We start from the raw sequence: 14,674 nt of genomic DNA, 5'->3' as shown, positions 1-14,674 counted from the left end.
ATAAAGGCGTCATTTTCTTGGGAATGAGATCTACTGTTAACTTCTGAATACGGGGCCAATCATCTGATTGTTTTACCTATTTTAATGCTGTGCAGACTGCTTTTTACACCTGGGTTAACTATGTCCCCATTTATTCTTTAAGTTTTGATGCTAGTTATCTTGAATGAAGACCAACTATTGAAGTGAAGGTTGGGAAGGACAATAAAAATGCCGTCCACAATTGTGAACGGCATTTTGTGTTTCCAGTGATATTATCGACAGTCTTAAGCGGCTTGTTCTTCGCGGTTTTCCTGCTCCAGGCTCTGAGCCTTGAGTTCGGCGGGGTCAAAGTCATCCACGTTGATGGACTTCATTCGGCCGATTTCAGCGCGCTCCAGCAGGGCCACTTCTGCATCGCTCAGAACACCCAGCGCCTTGCCTTCTGCGGCCACTTTATCCAGCCACATGAAGGGCAGACGTTTGCCGGCAGCCTTACAGACTTTGTCATACAAGGGCTCCGCCGCCAGTATGTCTTTGAAGGTCTGTTCCTGAATACCTACGGCATTATTGTCGCATGCTTCCCAGAATTGTCCCTTACCCAGACGGTCACGGCTGGCACAAGGGGTCTGCATTATCTTGGCTACCTTGTGGTCCAACACATCACTTGGGCGCTTCAGTGGTCGACCGAAGGGGAACAACACCAGGCGCAGCACGCCGCCGAGGCCAGCAGGGAAGTTATCCAGCAGCTCATCCAGAGAAGACTGCAGCTTGTAGAGCGCGTCTTCAACCGCCCACTGTACCAGTGGCAGATCTTCACTCTGACGGCCTTCATCCTGATAACGCTTGAGGGTTGCCGATGCCAGATACAATTGGCTGAGCAAGTCACCCAGGCGGGCAGAGATCCGCTCCTTACGTTTGAGGTTACCCCCTAAGGTCGCCATCGCCAGATCCGACAGCAAGGCCAGGTTGGCACTGAAGCGGTTCATATGCTGATAGTAACGCTTGGTCTTGTCGGCAAAAGGCGCATTGGAGAAGCGACTGCCGGTGAGGCCCATCCACAGGCTGCGGATAAGGTTACTTGTGGTAAAGCCGATATGCCCAAACAGCGCCGCATCAAAGTTATTCAGGCCGCGGTTTACGTCGGTATCAAAGGCCGACTCCATCTCTGCCAGCACATATGGATGGCAGCGAATGGCACCTTGACCATAGATGATCATGGAGCGGGTCAGAATGTTGGCCCCTTCAACCGTGATGGCGATAGGTGCCGCTTGATATCCGCGTCCCAGATAGTTGTTGGGGCCAAGACATACCCCTTTACCACCGTGAATATCCATGGCGTCGATAACGCATTTCTGCATTCTGTCGGTCAGGTGATATTTGACTATCGCCGAGATGACGGAAGGCTTTTCACCCAGATCAATACCTGTGGTGGTCAAGGAGGTTACAGCGTCCATCAGGTAGGCGTTACCGCCGATACGCGCCATAGGCTCTTCAATGCCTTCCAGCTTACCGATAGGCAGCTTGAACTGACGACGAATGCGGGCATAGGCACCGGTTGCCAAAGCCGCGGTTTTAACGCCACCGGCTGAGTTGGAGGGCAGGGTGATGCCGCGGCCAACCGACAGGCATTCCACCAGCATGCGCCAGCCTTGTCCCGCCATTTTCGGGCCACCTATGATAAAGCTCAGAGGAACAAACACCTCATTGCCTCGGGTTGGACCATTTTGGAACATACAGTTGAGCGGGAAGTGACGACGGCCGGTTTCCACACCTTCAACATCGGTCGGGATCAAGGCGCAGGTAATGCCCAGCTCTTCCTTATCGCCAAGCAGATGCTCGGGATCTTTAAGCTTGAATGCCAACCCCAAAACTGTGGCAACAGGTGCCAGGGTGATATAGCGCTTGTTCCAGGTCAGTTTCATCCCCAGCACTTCTTCACCTTGCCATTGGCCTTTGCAGACTACACCGAAATCCGGAATGGCACCGGCATCTGAGCCGGCTTCAGGGCTGGTCAGGGCAAAGCAGGGAACTTCCAAGCCTTTGGCCAGGCGGGGCAGGTAGTGATCCTGCTGCTCCGGGGTACCATAGTGCTGCAGCAGTTCGCCAGGGCCCAGTGAGTTGGGCACACCTACGGTCGAGGCCAGCTCACTGCTGACACCGGCCAGCTTTTGTAATACCCGGGATTGGGCGTAGGCAGAGAATTCCAGACCACCGTACTTCTTCTTGATGATCATCGCAAAGAAGCCTTTGTCTTTGAGGAACTGCCATACTTCGGCAGGCAAGTCCGCCAATTGATGGGAAACCATATGCTGGTTAACCATGCGGCAGACCTCCTCCACAGGTCCTTCCAGGAAGGCATGCTCTTCGGCGCTCAGACGGGCAACCGGATAGTTGTGCAGCTTCTTCCAGTTGGGATTACCGGCGAAGAGATCGGCCTCCCACCAGGTAGTACCGGCTTCAATCGCCTCTTTTTCGGTGGAAGACATCTCCGGCATGATGCCGCGATAGAGTTTAAGTAATGGCCGGGTTATCACACTCTGCCTGAAGGCACTCAGATTCAGCGGCAGGGCAATAACCAGGAAAATTATCCAGCTAATCAGTCCAGTTACATCCAGCAGGCTGCCTGCTGCCATGACCACTGCGGCGGCTATGGTTGCAGTCAGCAGGGATACTCTGAGGTACGCTGCTGCTCCTAAAACCAAGAGCAATGCCAGGATCCATAGTAGGGTAGTCACTGTTTGTTCTCCTTAATAAAACGACCACTTTATTCAGTGTAGAACGCCTCGCCTGAGAGCGATCAAGATCACAATTATAGTGTGTGGTCAGACCTGTGTCGCAATAAAATTAAACCTAAGCGAAATCGAATACAAGCATTTTTCAAACAATTGTTTAAATTTTTTATTGCAAGCAATAATTCCCCTGCCGACAAGGCTTGGCTACAATGCCGCAGATAATGAAATAACAGATTCAGTGACAGGAAAAACCAAGATGTGTGAGCTGCTGGCGATGAGTGCCAATGTGCCAACGGATATTGTCTTCAGCTTTACCGGGCTGGCAGAGCGAGGCGGGGTGACCGGGCCCCATGTGGATGGTTGGGGGATCACCTTTTATGAAGGCAAGGGCAGTCGCACCTTCAAGGATGCCAGCCCCAGCAGCCAGTCCCATGTGGCAAGCCTTATCAAGTCATACCCGATCAAGAGTGAAGTGGTGGTCAGCCATATTCGGCAGGCCAACCGCGGTGAAGTCTCGTTGGAAAATACCCACCCCTTTACCCGCGAGCTTTGGGGGCGCTACTGGACCTATGCCCACAACGGCCAGTTGTCTGACTATGAACAGAAGTTTCAAAGCGGCCGCTTTCAGGCCGTGGGTGATACAGACAGTGAACAGGCCTTTTGCTGGATAATGAGCCGCCTGGCCGAGCGTTTCGGTGAATCCGAGCCGGATGATATTTTGCCCGTGTTTGAATATGTCGCCCAGCTTGCCGAGGAGATCCGCACTCTAGGGGTGTTTAATATGATCCTCAGCGATGGCCGTTATTTGATGAGTTATTGCAGCAATAACCTTTGCTACATCACCCGCCGGGCGCCCTTTGGCCGGGCGCAGCTGATAGACACGGATGTGGTGATTGATTTCGACACCCAGACCACCCCCAAGGATGTGGTCACTGTCATAGCCACCCGGCCGCTGACCGGCAATGAAAACTGGCAGCTATTGGCGCCGGGGGATTGGAAATTATTCCGTCTTGGCGAGCTGGTTATTGACTTCCGAGCCCAGGCTCAGCTTGGCTAACTTGATATCGAGCTGCTTGCTGCCTGACTCGAAATGGGTCAGGCGCACCGGCAGCCAGCCGAGATCCGGTGCCATCCAAATAAAGGTCTGCCGTTTGCTGCTGTCGCGGACCACTTCCAGTTTCACCGTGTTATAAACGCCACTGTCCAGTGTCATCCGCTCCTTGCCGACTATCTTGAAACTATAGTCATCTATCTCGTTGTCCTTGACCAGCTCATAGGCCAGTGGCTCCTTGCCGGCGGCGAGATCCAGCCGAAACTGCAGCTGTACCATCAGGGCATCGTAGAGGGCGCCTGAGTAGTCCAGCTTGCTCTTTTCATCCTTGTAGCGACTGAAAATTTTGCCTTGCTCCTTGGCAAAGGCTATCTGCTCATTGAAGTTGGGGCCTGTGCCGGTTCGCTGATGGCTGAAGCGCAGCGGCGTCAGCTGACCATCCTGATAGGTAAATTCACTGCGGATATGGCGTTTATCGCTCAGCACCAGCAGGCTGAGATCGCTGTCCAATTTGTATTGATAGAAGTCGCCCTCTGGCGGCAACAGCATAAAACGGGCGCCACCGAGATTGATTTCGCCATAATTGACCTGATATTCGGCGGTGTGGGGTGCCAGGGGGCTGGTCTGCGCCCATAGCGACAAGGGCAGTAACAGTACCAAGAGTAGAAGTGAACGGATCAAAGGCAGTCTCCTGTGGTTAAAACGGCATGGACAAGACCAGAGTGGCCATATCCGGCCGCCACTCATATTCAGACAGAGTAATTTTGCCTTGGTTCACTTGTACGCCTTCGCTGCGCAGCATGCTCATCTGTAGCTGAAACGGATGGGTATCCTTGGCAAAGGAGATTTTCCCCTGACTGTTGATCACCCTGTGCCAGGGCAGTGCCAGGCTGTCCGGCGCCTGTTTCAGTGCCCGGGAAACATAGCGTGCCCGTCCGGGCAAGCCGGCATAGTCGGCAATCTTGCCATAGCTTGCCACCCGGCCTTCGGGGATCAATGCAACTATGTGCCAAATCTTCTGCATTGGACTTAGTGGTGGGGCGCTCGTTTCCGGGGTCATCTTGGCTCCTGATGCTATTGGCGCAAATTATAATACCATTCCATAGCGGAGGTTACTCACTTGGCAAAAGTGTCATGGCGGCTCTGCGCTGCACATGCAAGATTTGCCTTTTGATGCTTTTTCGCCATAATGGCGCCCATTGAACGCCAAGTCGAGTAAATTGAGAATATAACCCTATGGCAATTATGGATATTTTGACGGTTCCCGATCCCAGGCTCAAGCGTAAAGCCAAGCCTGTTACCGAAATAGAAGCCGTGCAGCCTTTCATCGATGATCTGTTGCAAACCATGTATCACACAGACGATGGTATCGGCTTGGCCGCGACCCAGGTGGGCAGTGAACACGCAATAGTCGTCATTGATATCTCAGAAGAGCGCAATCAACCTTTGGTGCTGATAAATCCGCAGATCACTGAGTCCAGCGGCGAATTTATCGGTGAAGAGGGCTGCTTGTCCATTCCCGGTTATCGCTCCAAGGTAAAACGCTTCGAGTCGGTCACTGTCAATTATCTGGATCGCCAGGGCCAAACCCAGACGCTCCACAGTGATGATTTCCTGGCAATAGTGCTGCAACATGAAATCGATCATCTGCACGGCAAGGTATTTATCGAGCATCTCTCCCGCCTTAAACAGGAGATGGCACTGAAGAAGGTGCGTAAGTTTACCGCTTAAGCGATAGACTTAAGTTGGGCTTCGCTGCAGCTTGGCAGTTGCAGCGGCAGCTCAAGCAATATGCTCAAACCGCCCTGAGGCCGGTTGACCGCTAGGGCCGAGCCGCCCAGGAGCTGCATACACTGGCGCACAATCGCCAATCCCAGCCCATAACCTCCCTGAGAGCTGTGACGCGCTTCATCCAAACGGGTGAAAGGGTTGAACAAGGCTTCCAGTTGCTCCTTGGGGATCCCGGGTCCATTATCGCTGACACTCAGCTGCAGCCTGCTATCACCCAATTTGTCGTCACCCAACTGAGATACCTGGATTTCCACCCGGCAGGTTTCACCTGCATATTTGAGGGCATTGCGACAGACATTTTCCAGCGCCCGCTTCAAGTAGGCCATATCGGTATGCAAAGTTTGCTCATCAATGGGGGCCTGTGCCCAGACTATGCTTTGCTTGGGGCCAGACTCAAACTCCAGATCCTGCAGCAGTGAGCGGCGTAATTCTGTCAGGGTAAAAGACGCTGCCGTCAGCTTGATGAAGCCGTTGCTCAGGCGGCTGAAGTCTAAAATAGTGTTAATCAATTGCGCCATCTCTTCACCCTGGCGTCTTAGCCTGGCAAGCGGTTGTTGATGTTCCTCCCCCAAGCGATTTTCCAACAGATGTAAGGCCAGCTCCTGCCGGGCAAGGGGAGTGCGCAGTTCGTGGGAGACATCCCTCAGTAACCGCTGCTGGGTTTGAATGCTTTTTTGCAGCTGCTCGGCCATATGGTCAAAGTCGGTCGCCAACTGGAAAAACTCCGGCTGCTTTATCGAAAAATGGCCGGCAATCCGGGTATCGAGTTGGCCCTGTGCCAGCTGACGGGTGGCACTGCGCAATAAACTCAGTGGCTGGATCAGATAGCGGCTCAGCAGACGACTGAACAACAAGAGCACCAGTAGTCCTACCAGGATACGGATAAGCCAGAGGCTTTTATCCAGTTGCTGCGCCGGATGTAAAGAGGCGTTGAGCTGCACCACCAAAAGCAGGGGATTGTCCGGCTCCAGGCTATTGCGTAATGGCAGACCTATCAAAGGTTTTTGCACCCTGTCCCCCATAGGCTGCTGCAACTGCTTGAGGAAATTGAGTTTGTAAACAAAGTGCGGGTGCATTTCCCGCTGACTCACCGCCTGCTGCTTGCTATCCAGTACATAGAGTACAAATGCCTGCCGTCCCTCCCAATCCGCAAGTCCCGTAATATCGCCCCTGACGATATAGTCGTTGGCCTCATCGGCCAGTTGCTGTAACTGGCTTTGGGTCTGCTGGGGCAGCAGTAACAGGCGGTTTAGCAGCATGGCTTCAATACCACTGGCGAGCAGCAGGATAAGCAGTAATGACACACCAAAATAGCCAAACAGTCGCCATTGGAGTTGGGAAAACAGGCCGGAAAAGGGCAGCAAGGCAAGCTCCTGAATTATTCGCTGAAGTCGAGAATATGTTTCGATAATCATTCTCATTTATTCTATCTTGGGTTAAGGCTTTGGCGCCAGCACGACTTGTTAGTTGGCTAAAGTTAGTTATACTGTATAAAAATACAGTATCGGTGTTTTTCATGCCTGTTTCAGCCAAAACTCACTCTGTAAAATCTAATTCAGCAAAATCTCAGGCCTTGAACAGCCTGCTGGAGCGCCGGGATCTCTGGTTGGGGCCGGGCAGTCAGGGCAAAACATTGGGGTATCCCAGTGGTTTTGAAAGATTGGATGCGCAGCTCAGTGATGCAGGGTGGCCAAGGCAGGGCATTTGTGAACTCTTCAGTCAGTCTCCTGGGCACGGGGAACTCAGCCTGTTGTTGCCTTTGATGCGTTATTTACTGCCGGCTCAGTGTGGCTCTTATTCCGAAAGAAATCATTCCGAAATAAATCATTCGACAACAAGTCAGTCCGCAAAAAATCAGTCCAAAAGAAATCAATTTAGAGGGGATGAGTCCAGAGATGCCATGATAATGCTGATAGCGCCGCCATTGCAGCCGCTGGCACAGAGCTTTGCCCAGCACGGTATTGCCGCCGAGCGTATTTTGTGGCTGGAGTTAACCCAGCGTAAAGAGGTGCTCTGGGCCATGGAGCAAGGGCTGAGCAGCGGCGCCTGTTCTTTGGTGCTGGCTTGGCTGGACAAGTTGACACTGAGTGAGGCCAGAAGGTTGCAACTTGCCGCAGAGCAGGGCAAAGCTCTGGGAATTTGCCAGTTGCCTATGGCTCAGGCTGACAGCAATCATCCTGTCACCCTAAAGCTGGCTATCAGCGCGGCTGGCGTTAATACCGCCAGGCTGCAAATTTTAAAGCGTCGCGGTGGTTGGCCCGTCCCTGAATTGCATCTGCGTGGCTTGCCGGCACTGGCGCTTGAACTGCCCCATGTCGAGCCGGGTGTGGTAACCCTGAGAAACGGCAAGGCGGGTCTCAATCATAGATTCAGTAACTCGACTTGCTCAAATCATTCAAACCATTCAAACCATTCCGGCAACAAGGCCAATGGCACTGTGCTTCACGACTCTGGTTTACATGGCACTGGTTTTCATAGCACTGGTCTTCACAACTCTGGTTTTCATAGCACTGTGCTTCATGGTCCTTGGGGGATGGCGCAGTCAAGGATTGCTGCATCCAATGAATGCGCGGCTAATCCCTGGACGGCACGGCAAGAATCAAATAAACCCGCGGGGCTTTTCCCAAGCGCTAATCCGCAACCGGCCAATTCTCAAACGGCCCAGAGCCAAGCCGCTCAAAGCCATACTGCTCAGAGTCAAGAGGCTATCTGAGATGCCCCAGGTATGGATGGGAGTCTGGTTTCCACAGCTATTGCTGCAATATCAGCGTTACCGCCTGGCTGTGCTGGGCAATATGGCGGGCACTATTACCGGTACTATGACCGACACTGTGACAGGTACTATGACCGGTACTATGACTGGAAGTATGACAGGCAGAGGTGCGGCTCAGGTTCAAACACGCGTTCAAACTCAGCCCCAAACCCAAAATCAACCAAAAGCAGTGCCAACCGCTGCGGCGTCAGAGCCTTTTGATCCCCAAGTCCCCATGGCCTTGTATGACAGCCGGAAGCTGGTTATACATTCGGCCTGTCCCGCCGCTCAAGCAAAAGGCGTTACAGCTGGGATGAGTATCGGCAGCGCTCAGTCGCTGCTCGGAGAGTTGCAACTCTGGCCGCTGCAGGAGGTGGACAGCGAGGCGTTGCGGGATTGGTTATGTCAGTGGAGCTATGATTTCAGCGCCAGAGTCTGGCCGCCGTTGTTATCCGGACTTACTGAACAAGCGGCTCAAAGTGCGGCCGATGCGCGCTGGCCTACAGATACACTGCTGCTGGAAGTGGGGTCCATGGTCAAACTGTTTGGCAGTTTGAGCGCCATTGTCGAGGCTTATCTCAACAAAGTCGCCGCCTATGGTCTGGAATGCTCATTGGTGCTGGCACACAGACCGCTGGATGCGGCGATATTGGCGCGGCATACTCACGCCAGCATCAGCGCGGTATCAGCTGCCTTCATGAGCACGCCCACAGATGAAAAAGCCGGGCGCCTCAAGGTGCATCACGGCTTACCGCCAGATTTACCACTGGATTTGCTGCCATTAACCCAAGAGGAGCGGCAACGACTCGGCGCGCTTGGGCTGACGACTCTAGCCATGCTTGATGCCTTACCCCTTGCCGAGTTGGGGCGACGCTTTGGTCAAGGTTTGCTGCAGCTGCTGGCACAAATCCAGGGGCGTTTGCCCTGTTGCCGCAAGGGATATGAGTTACCCGAACAGTTTCAGGCCAGGTTGACCTTGCTGCATGATGTTGAGTGGGTTCAGGGATTGCTGTTTCCATTGCAAAAGCTGCTGGGGGAATTGGCAACCTATTTGCGGATCAGGCAGTTGGCGGTGCAACAGTTGGAGCTGTGGCTGAAGTTTCGCGAGCCAGAGACGCCGGCGCTGCAACTGACACTCAACTATCCCTTCGGGGAATATCAACTGCAGGGACTATCTCAGCTCTGCCGCTTACAGCTGGAAGGATTGCAACTGCCGAGCCCGGTCGTCGATATTGAGCTGCGAGCCAGGCAGTTTGTGTCGCAGCAGCTGGGTAGTCGAGAGTTGACCGAGTCCAGAGAAGGGCTGCAGCAGGATGCCAATCAATTACTCGCCAGATTACAGGCCAGGTTAGGTAGCCATAAGGTGCGCTCTTTGGTGTTGGCGGCCGATCCCATGCCTGAACTGGCCAGTACTGCAGATCCCCTGACTCGTTGGCCGCCACCGGCAAGGCCGCCCGTTCAGCCGTCGCTGGCGCTGCGGCCTCTTTGGCTGCTGCAAGAGCCGCAAGCCATTGCTCCTGAAGCCGTGGAGCTGCTTAGGGGGCCGGAAAGGTTACAGAGCCCCTGGCATTCAGGGCCTTTTCCCTGCCGAGATTATTTTCTTGCCCATCATAAGGAGAATGGCGGTCTGTGTTGGCTGTTTCGCACCGCTAATGGGCTCTTTCTTCACGCTTGGTTCAGCTGATGTACGCCGAATTGCATGCTATTTCCAATTACAGCTTTTTGCGCGGGGCTTCCCACCCGGATGAGTTGGTGCAGCAGGCCGCCAAACTGGGCTATGAGGCCATCGCCATTACCGACGAGTGCTCTCTGGCGGGAGTGGTCAAGGCGCATGAGGCCACCAAACAAAGCGGTATCAAGCTGATTGTCGGCGCCGAATTCCACCTGCCGGAAGGCTGCCTGGTACTGCTGGCAAGAAATCGCCGGGGCTATGGTCTTATCAGCACTCTGATAACCCGGGGGCGGCGCCGGGCCGAAAAGGGCAAGTATCGGTTAACCCTGGATGATTTTGCGACCATTGACCGCGGCTGCTTTTGCCTGTGGCGGCCACCATCTGTGAGCGAGTTGCTGGTGCAGGCCGACTTGCAAAGCTCTGCTCACCAGAGCCTTGAACAGCAGAATGTCGATAATCAGAACTCTACAAACCAGGGATTAAGCAACCAAAGCCCAAGTCAGCAAACCCCTTGGTTGACGCAGCTGCAGCAGCGCAGTCTGGCTCAGTTGAATGCCCTGGCGACACGGGTCAAAGCCGCGTTTTCACTGCCGCTTTATCTCTTGATGGAGCGGCAATTGCAACCCGGAGAGGCTTGGTATTTCGAGGCCTGTGAGGCGCTGTCGAATCGTTTTTCCCTTCCCTGTGTCGCCGCCGGTAATGTGCAGATGCATCTTGCAGAGCGGCAAAGGCTGCACGATGTGCTCAGCTGTATCCGCCATGGTCGCGCCGTGCCCATGGCCGGTGAGCTGTTATCGGGCAATGCCGAAATGGCGCTTAAGCCGATAACCGCCATGGCCAGGCGTCACCCTCAAGCCTGGTTGGCAAGGAGCTGTGAGCTGGCGTCCCGGTGCCATTTCAACTTGGATGAACTCAAGTATGAGTACCCGGCCGAGTTGGTGCCAAGCGGCCTAAGCGCCAGTGAATATCTGGCGCAGGAGGTGGAAAAGGGCGCCCGCAGGCGTTTTGGCGAGGCGGTACCACCTGAAGTGCAGACTCAGTATCGGCGCGAGCTCAAGCTGATTGCCGAGCTCAATTACGAATACTTTTTCCTGACTATTTATGATCTGGTCTGTTTTGCCGCCAGGCAAGGGATACTGCATCAGGGACGTGGCTCGGCCGCCAACTCTGTGGTCTGTTATTGCCTCGGGATCACCGAGGTGGATCCCACCAAGGTCAACATGCTGTTTGAGCGTTTTATTTCCAAGGAGCGCCATGAGCCGCCGGATATCGATGTCGATTTTGAACATGAACGCCGCGAAGAGGTGATCCAGTATATCTACCAAAAATATGGTCGTGAACGTGCAGCCCTGGCCGCCAGTGTGATCACTTATCGTTTCAAGAGTGCCATGAAAGATGTTGGTAAGGCTCTGGGGCTCAGCGAGCAACGGCTGGATGAGCTGATAGGCGCTGTCGATCGCCGCGATCCGCAAGTGCCTTGGCAGCAGCAGTTGCAACAAGGCAAGCTGTTGCCACAACAAGGTTTGGGGCAGTGGTTGTTGCCGCTGGTGGAGACCCTGATGGGTTTTCCAAGGCACTTGTCGCAACATGTCGGCGGCTTTGTGATTTCGGCCGGGCCATTGGCCGAGCTGGTGCCGGTAGAGAATGCCGCCATGGCCAAGCGCACTGTGATCCAATGGGACAAGGATGATCTCGAGAGTCTGGGGCTGTTAAAGGTCGATGTATTGGCGTTGGGAATGCTGACCGCGATCCGCAAATGTTTCGATTTGATCTCCCGTCACATTCGTCCCTTTGCCATGTCGGATATTCGCTGGGAAGATCAGGCCGTCTATCGTATGTTGCAGCAGGGCGACAGTATGGGGGTGTTTCAGGTGGAGTCACGAGCCCAGACCAGCATGCTGCCCAGGCTCAAACCCGCCTGTTATTACGATCTGGTAATACAGATAGCCATAGTGCGCCCGGGTCCAATTCAAGGAGACATGGTGCATCCCTTTCTGCGCCGCCGCGATAAAATCGAGCCGGTTACTTTTCCTTCGGCCGAGGTGGAAGGCGTGTTGTCACGCACTATGGGGGTGCCCATTTTCCAGGAGCAGGTGATCCAATTGGCCATGGTCGCCGCCGGTTTCAGTGGCGGGGAAGCCGATCAGCTGCGCCGAGCCATGGCCAGCTGGAAACGCAGTGGCGAGCTGGAGCAATTTGAACACAAGTTGCTTCAGGGGATGACGGCCCGAGGCTATAGTGACACCTTTGCCAGGCAGATATTCAACCAGATCCGCGGCTTCGGCGAATATGGTTTTCCCGAGTCTCATTCGGCCAGCTTTGCGCTCCTGGCCTATGTTTCGGCCTTTCTCAAACACTATTACCCGGTGGCGTTTTGCTGCGCCTTACTCAACAGTCAACCCATGGGCTTTTACAGCCCGTCACAGCTTATTCAGGATCTTCGTCATCATGGCGGCCTGGTGTTGCCGGTTTGCATCAACCTCAGTCAGTGGCACAGCACACTGGAGCGACAAACCGATGGCTCCTTGGCACTGCGCCTCGGGTTCAGGTTGGTCAAGGGATTATCCGAGCACAGCGCCGCCAAGATAGTAGCGGGTCGGGACGAGGGCTTTACCCACTTGTCGCAGTTGGCGGCTCTGGCACTGCCAAGGCGTGAGCAGGAAGCGCTGGCCAGCGCCAATGCCTTTGCTACCCTGGGGGGCGATCGCCATCAGATCAGGTGGCAGTTGGCCGCCCGTCAGCAGAGTTTGCCTTTGTTTGAGCAGCCGGACGAGGCCGATTTTCGCCTTGAAACCGCCTTGCCTGAGGTCACCGAAGTCGATGCCTTGCTGGCTGACTACGCCTGTACCGGGCTGACCCTTGGACGCCATCCTCTGGCACTGCTCAGAGAGCAGGGGTTACTCGGCAAGTGTCACAGCGCCGCCTCTTTGTGGCAGTGTCGTCATGGGCAGAATGTGACTGTGGCCGGGTTGGTGGTCGGCAGGCAAAGGCCTGGCACCGCCAGTGGAGTCACCTTCATCACCCTCGAAGATGAAACCGGCAATGTTAATCTGGTGGTATGGAGTGATACGGCCAGAGCCCAGAGACAGGCTTATTTGAGCGCCAGGATCCTTAAGGTGAGTGGGGTCGTGGAATTTTCGTCCGGCGTATTGCATCTGCTGGCCGGTCGGCTGGAGGATATCTCGGGCAGTATGCATGCGCTGGTGGTACACTCGCGGGATTTCCATTAGCCTATAACCCATTTTAAGCTGCTGCCTGTGAAAATAATCCTGCTGACCCATGAAAGAGAGCTGAATCGAGCCAGTAATACAGCCACCCTGGTGCTTAAGGCTTATCCGACTCTCTGTAAGCGGGTATTGTGGGCGCGTAAAGCCCCAAATGCTTGGTTAATGGAGCACTTGTCTTTGGGGCGAACTGCCTTACTCTATCCGCAAACCGAAGAAAGTACTTCTGAAGAAAGTATTTCGCGAGCTCAAGCTGTAAATGAAAGCCCAAACTTAAGCCAAAACTTAAGCCAAAACCAAGACCCAAATCCAACTCCAGACCCAAGTTCAAAGCTAAACCCAAGCCCGGCTCAGGGCGCAACATTGCCTCAAGACGCTACTCAGGAAGCCGCTCAGAAAGCTGCTCTGAAATTAGGGAAGCCGCTAAATTCGCTGGTCATACTCGATGCAACCTGGCAGGAGGCCGGCAAGATGTATCGCCAAAGCCCCTATCTGCAGTCGCTTGCCAGAGTCGAACTGCAAGCAGAGCAGGGCTCAGCGTTTCGGTTACGGCGCAATCAGCGCCAGGGCGGGTTATGTACCTTGGAATGTATTGCGGCTGTTTGGCAAGACTTGGGTGGAGGCTATAGTATCGCCGCTCGGAGGTTACTCAGTGAATTTAATCAATGGCAGGCTGAGATAAGAGCTCCGGCCTAGCTGCACTAGAGTTGGCACAGCAAGCCGGAAGCTGTCTCTCTAGGGCGGCGCTGAGTTAAGCCTATTCGCCTGCGTTAGATCACCGTCAGATAAACACACAGGAAATGGCAAACGGCGCCGCCCAATACAAATAGATGCCAGATGGCATGATTGAAAGGGATCGCCTTGGTGGCGTAGAAGATCACCCCCAAGCTGTAGCTCAGGCCTCCGGCCAACAGCAAGTTGAACCCGGCAGTTGACAGGTTATCGATAAGCTCAGGCAACACGGCGACGCAGAGCCAGCCCATGGCCAAATACAATATCAGGCTCAGCGCCTTGAATCTGTGAATAAAGCAGCTCTTGAATACTATTCCCCCCAGTGCCAACGACCAGATGGCTACCAGTACCCATTCTTCCTGGGCATCTGCCAAAGTAATTAACATCAGCGGGGTATAGGTTCCGGCTATCAACAGATAGATGGCGCAGTGATCCAGCATCTTGAGGCGCCGCTTCCACACTGGCTGAGGAATGCTGTGATACAGGGTCGAGCAGAGAAACAGCAGGATAATACTGCTGCCATAGATGGTTACACCTGTTAACTGAATGGCATCCAGCGAATGCCAGCTCTTGAGCAACATCAGCACCAAGCCCAGAATGCCGGCAATCACCCCCAAACCATGGCTGACGGCATTGGCTATCTCTTCATTCAGACTATATCCAGCTGAAAATTGGCTATTAAATTGAGATGCAGTGACTGAAGCTTTACTGTTGGGCATGATTGACTCTTCTGGTTCGACC

At 54.1% G+C, this 14,674-nt stretch carries 11 protein-coding genes; 6 read left to right on the top strand and 5 right to left on the bottom strand.

The annotated features are described in order from the left end of the window. Positions 1-263: 263 nt before the first annotated feature. Positions 264-2,714, bottom strand: a complete 2,451-nt coding sequence (fadE, locus tag CX650_RS17270) for an acyl-CoA dehydrogenase FadE (RefSeq protein ID WP_101096522.1) — start codon at positions 2,712-2,714, stop codon at positions 264-266. Between the two features lie 253 nt (positions 2,715-2,967). On the opposite strand from fadE, the gene CX650_RS17265 reads away from it, so the two are divergent. Then, positions 2,968-3,768 carry a class II glutamine amidotransferase gene (locus tag CX650_RS17265; RefSeq protein ID WP_039035273.1) on the top strand — a complete coding sequence of 267 codons (801 nt, stop codon included), beginning with the start codon at positions 2,968-2,970 and terminating at the stop codon, positions 3,766-3,768. Here the strand turns inward: CX650_RS17265 and CX650_RS17260 are convergent. Together CX650_RS17260 and CX650_RS17255 are read right to left on the bottom strand one after the other, a co-directional pair. Further along, positions 3,712-4,440 (bottom strand): DUF3108 domain-containing protein, encoded by a 729-nt coding sequence (locus CX650_RS17260; RefSeq protein ID WP_373297498.1) that lies wholly within the window; start codon positions 4,438-4,440, stop codon positions 3,712-3,714. The genes CX650_RS17265 and CX650_RS17260 overlap by 57 nt on opposite strands. A 19-nt stretch (positions 4,441-4,459) precedes the next feature. Further along, positions 4,460-4,822, bottom strand: coding sequence for an MGMT family protein (locus CX650_RS17255; RefSeq protein WP_101096520.1), 363 nt, complete (start codon positions 4,820-4,822; stop codon positions 4,460-4,462). A gap of 176 nt (positions 4,823-4,998) precedes the next feature. Here CX650_RS17255 and def point away from each other — a divergent pair, with 176 nt between their 5' ends. Beyond that, a complete protein-coding gene (gene def / locus CX650_RS17250; protein WP_101096519.1) occupies positions 4,999-5,493 on the top strand; it encodes a peptide deformylase in 495 nt (164 codons plus the stop codon). On the opposite strand, the gene CX650_RS17245 is transcribed toward def, so the two are convergent. Continuing rightward, entirely contained in the window at positions 5,490-6,917 is a 1,428-nt protein-coding gene (locus tag CX650_RS17245) for a HAMP domain-containing sensor histidine kinase (protein WP_229799932.1), read from the bottom strand. The genes def and CX650_RS17245 overlap by 4 nt on opposite strands. A 536-nt stretch (positions 6,918-7,453) precedes the next feature. Here CX650_RS17245 and CX650_RS17240 point away from each other — a divergent pair. Genes CX650_RS17240 through CX650_RS17225 form a run of 4 tightly spaced genes read left to right on the top strand, consistent with a single transcriptional unit; the run spans position 7,454 to position 13,897 of the window. Then, the gene (locus CX650_RS17240; RefSeq protein ID WP_157823074.1) at positions 7,454-8,266 is read left to right on the top strand and encodes an ImuA family protein; all 813 of its coding nucleotides are present in this window, start codon (positions 7,454-7,456) and stop codon (positions 8,264-8,266) included. A 1-nt stretch (position 8,267) separates the two neighbouring features. After that, positions 8,268-9,989, top strand: coding sequence for a Y-family DNA polymerase (locus CX650_RS17235; RefSeq protein ID WP_101096517.1), 1,722 nt, complete (start codon positions 8,268-8,270; stop codon positions 9,987-9,989). Further along, entirely contained in the window at positions 9,989-13,207 is a 3,219-nt protein-coding gene (locus tag CX650_RS17230; protein ID WP_101096516.1) for an error-prone DNA polymerase, read from the top strand. The genes CX650_RS17235 and CX650_RS17230 overlap by 1 nt, the downstream gene beginning before the upstream one ends. Positions 13,208-13,234: 27 nt before the next feature. Continuing rightward, positions 13,235-13,897 carry a tRNA-uridine aminocarboxypropyltransferase gene (locus CX650_RS17225; protein WP_157823072.1) on the top strand — a complete coding sequence of 221 codons (663 nt, stop codon included), beginning with the start codon at positions 13,235-13,237 and terminating at the stop codon, positions 13,895-13,897. A 74-nt stretch (positions 13,898-13,971) separates the two neighbouring features. On the opposite strand, the gene trhA is transcribed toward CX650_RS17225, so the two are convergent. After that, positions 13,972-14,652, bottom strand: coding sequence for a PAQR family membrane homeostasis protein TrhA (gene trhA, locus CX650_RS17220; RefSeq protein ID WP_101096515.1), 681 nt, complete (start codon positions 14,650-14,652; stop codon positions 13,972-13,974). Positions 14,653-14,674: the final 22 nt, after the last annotated feature.

This window comes from Shewanella indica (assembly GCF_002836975.1).
GTDB lineage: Bacteria > Pseudomonadota > Gammaproteobacteria > Enterobacterales > Shewanellaceae > Shewanella > Shewanella indica.
Note: the sequence above shows the minus strand (reverse complement) of the source record. Positions and strands in the feature narration are given on the sequence as shown.